This is a genomic window from Streptomyces sp. NPDC054932 (assembly GCF_053610205.1).
In genome coordinates, this window is record NZ_JBSGXU010000357.1 from 1 (window position 1) to 3,209 (window position 3,209).

At 73.8% G+C, this 3,209-nt stretch carries 3 protein-coding genes and 1 pseudogene; 1 reads left to right on the plus strand and 3 read right to left on the minus strand.

Going from position 1 to position 3,209, the window contains the following annotated elements; translation table 11 throughout:
* Positions 1–765, minus strand: a pseudogene (locus tag ACWGE1_RS40650) (DUF5954 family protein); the annotation flags it as partial.
* Positions 766–1,132: 367 nt separating this feature from the next.
* Between ACWGE1_RS40650 and ACWGE1_RS40655 the strand changes: the two are divergent.
* Complete coding sequence (locus ACWGE1_RS40655; RefSeq protein WP_453425503.1) at positions 1,133–1,486, plus strand: hypothetical protein; 354 nt, start codon at positions 1,133–1,135, stop codon at positions 1,484–1,486.
* Between the two features lie 43 nt (positions 1,487–1,529).
* Here the strand turns inward: ACWGE1_RS40655 and ACWGE1_RS40660 are convergent, their stop codons facing one another.
* Positions 1,530–2,144: a TetR/AcrR family transcriptional regulator gene (locus ACWGE1_RS40660; protein ID WP_453425504.1), complete on the minus strand. Its 615-nt coding sequence runs from the start codon at positions 2,142–2,144 to the stop codon at positions 1,530–1,532.
* A complete protein-coding gene (locus tag ACWGE1_RS40665; RefSeq protein WP_453425505.1) occupies positions 2,141–3,103 on the minus strand; it encodes a 3-hydroxybutyryl-CoA dehydrogenase in 963 nt (320 codons plus the stop codon). The genes ACWGE1_RS40660 and ACWGE1_RS40665 overlap by 4 nt, the downstream gene beginning before the upstream one ends.
* Positions 3,104–3,209 lie beyond the last annotated feature (106 nt).

Here is a 3,209-nt window from a genome sequence, read left to right on the forward strand (position 1 = left end):
GCCACATCCACGTCAGGGCGAAGTCCAGCGACTTGCGGGCGGCGTGCGGGGTCGCGTGCGGACCGCTGACCGGCCGCCAGCCGCCCGCGGTCTGCTCCACGACGGTGAAGGTCGGGGGCATCACCAGGACGTCCGGGTGGTGTCGAGCGCCCGCCGCGAGTCGGCGCGCACCTCCTCGGGGAACCGTTCGCCCGTGTAGCACAGGCCGCGCAGCGCGAGCTGCTCGAACGCCTGGGTCGGGGTCACCGGCGCGTCCGGATCCACGACCAGCCCGTCGTCGATCTCGGGCTCCCTGACGGCACGGTCCCAATCGGGTTTGAGGGGTTCCGGATCCGTGGGGCGCGGCGCCTCCATACCGCCCGGGCCCGAGGCCGCGTACTCCTCGGCGCGGACGACCCGGTACCGGGTGCCGGACACGACGAGCTCGTCGACCCGCTCGCTCTCCAGCCGGGCCACCGCCGACAGCAGAGCGCGCCGCTCGGCCCGGTCCTGCGCATGGTCCTTCGCGTGGAACCACAGCCGCGAGTTCAGCCCGTCGCGCGCCTGCTGCGGACAGCCGGCCGTCACCTCGAGCACCACCCGCCACCGCGGCCCGTCCCCGGCGGACTGCGCCGCAACCCCGAACAGCGGGCCGCGCACCACCACATCGCCCGCCCGCGCCACCGCGTCGAGCGCGTCGGCTTCCACTGCGGCTTCCACCAGCTCCACCGGCACCCGCACCACCACCGGCCGCGACCCGCGCGGCCTCATGTCCCCACGGTCCATGCCCCCATCCTGCCGACGACGGCACGGCGCCACCCCTGATTCGCCGATTCCCCGCCCTCGGGGCGCCGCGGGCGGTACCGTCCGCGCATCCGGGCCGTGCGCCCGGGGTGCGCACCCGGACTGCGCGCCACCCCACCGGGCGCTGTCCCCCGTGGGGGTCCGGTGGGGCGGGATCGTGCAGCGAGGCAGCCCGCCTCAATCCTTGAATGGGATTGCTGCGACTGTACGGCCGGGCACTGACAACGGCGGGCCGGTCGGCGGTGATATCGGGCATGTGTGCGATTCGAGGGTTCGGAATGCCGGTCCGGCCGGTGCGGCGCACCCTGGGATGTGCGAGACCGTCCCGAAAGCGCGGGAGGCTGGACCGATGCCCAAGTCCGACGGACCACAGCGCTGGGGGCCGCCCCCGGAACCGCCCCCGGACCTGCTCCACTCGCCCACGGGCGAGCCGCTCGACGAGGGGCGCCGCGCCGCGGTCCTCGACTGGACCGTCAACCAGTACGTCAGCGTCGGGTGGCGCGTCGAATCGCGCTCCCCGACCCAGGCGGTGCTGGTGCGCGGCGGGGACGTCAACCACGTCCTGCACGCGATCCTGACCATCTTCACGTGCCTCCTGTGGGGCGTCGTGTGGATCGCGCTCGCCGTGGGGCACAAGACGGAGCGCGTCGCCCTCACGGTCGACCCGGACGGCCGTGTCCAGACGGTGCACGGCCCGCGCTGAGTGCCCCCGCCGCGCCCGGAGCCCCCGAACCCGCCCGGCCCCGTCAGACGCCCGGGAACTCCGGGGCGATACCGAGCGTGGGCGCGATGGTCCGCCAGATCGTCGACCGGGCCGTCGACAGGTCCACCCGGGGATCGTCGAGCATCAGCCGGATGCCGAGGCCGTCGCACAGGGCCAGCACCAGGGTCCCGAGCGCGGACACGTCGCAATCGGTGAACTCCCGGGACCGGATCCCGCGTTCCACGGCCCCGCCGACCCACGCGTGCAGCTGGTCGTACAGGTCGACGGCCAAGTGCCGGGCCGCCGGGTCGCGCTGGGCGCGCACCCACAGCTCCTGCCAGAGCTTCCAGTCCTGGCGCAGCTCCGCGTCCGACGGCAGCATGCTCCGCAGGATGCGGGCCAGGACGACGGAGGAGGGCACCGAGTCGGCGACGCCCTCGGTGTCGGTACCGGTCTGGGCGAAGGAGTGCGTCATCGCCTCGGCGAAGAGCTTCTCCCGCGTGTCGAAGTGGTAGTGCAGCAGGGCCTTCGACACCCCGGCGTGCTCGGCGACCTTGCGCATGCTGACGTTCTCGAAGCCGATGTCGGCGATGACTTCGCACGCGGCCGTGAGGATTCGCTCACGCGTCTCGAGTGCGCGCTCGGCCTTGGTGGTCACGTTGGCTGCTCCCCGTGTCGGCGCCCGTGGACCGGGCGGGTGGGCCCGGCTGCCGTGGCCACCACACCACCATCCTCGCGCATCACGCCGCCCGCGTGGGCGCCGTAGCTGTGGAAGCCCCTGCCCGTCTTGCGGCCCAGCCGCCCGGCGTCGACCATCCGGGCCAGCAGCGGCGGCGGGGCGTACAGCGGCTCCCGGTACTCCGCGTACATCGACCGCGCGATGGCCTGCACCGTGTCCAGGCCGATCAGGTCGGCGAGGGCGAGCGGTCCGAGCGGGTGCGCGCAGCCCAGGGTCATGCCCCGGTCGATGTCCTCGGCCGACGCGGTACCGCACTCGGCCATGCGTACGGCGGCCAGCAGGTACGGCACGAGGAGCGCGTTCACCACGAACCCCGCCCGGTCCTTCGCGCGGACGACCTCCTTGCCCAGGACCCCGGACGCGAAGGCGTGCGTCCGCCGGACGGTCTCCTCCCCGGTGAGCAGGGACGGCACCAGCTCCACCAGCGGCAGCACCGGAACGGGGTTGAAGAAGTGGAGGCCGATGACCTGCTCCGGCCGCGAGATGGCCGCGGCCAGCCGGATGACGGGTATGGAGGAGGTGTTCGTCGCCAGGACGGCGTCCCGGCGCTCCACCACCCGGTCGAGCAGGGCGAAGACCTCCAGCTTCGCCCTCTCGTCCTCCGCGACCGCCTCGACGACGAGGTCCCGGTCCGCCAGCCGCGCCACGTCGGTGGTCACCGCGATCCGGCCGGCGGCGGCGTCCCGGTCGGCGGCGGTCAGCTTTCCGGACGCCGCCGCCCGTTCCAGGGAGCGGGTGATCCGCTCCAGGCCGGCGGCCGCGGCCGTACGGGTCGTCTCCACCACCACGACGTCCCGTCCGGCGCGGGCGCAGACCTCGGCGATGCCGGATCCCATCAGCCCGCAGCCCACGATCCCGACCCGTTCGACATCGGTCATCGTCCGTCCTCCTTCCTCTGGTTCCTTCGATGCCTCTGCTGTTCCTGCTGCCCCTGGCGCGCCCGGTGGTCCCGGTGGTCCAGGTAGGCACAGGGCGGGGGCGGGG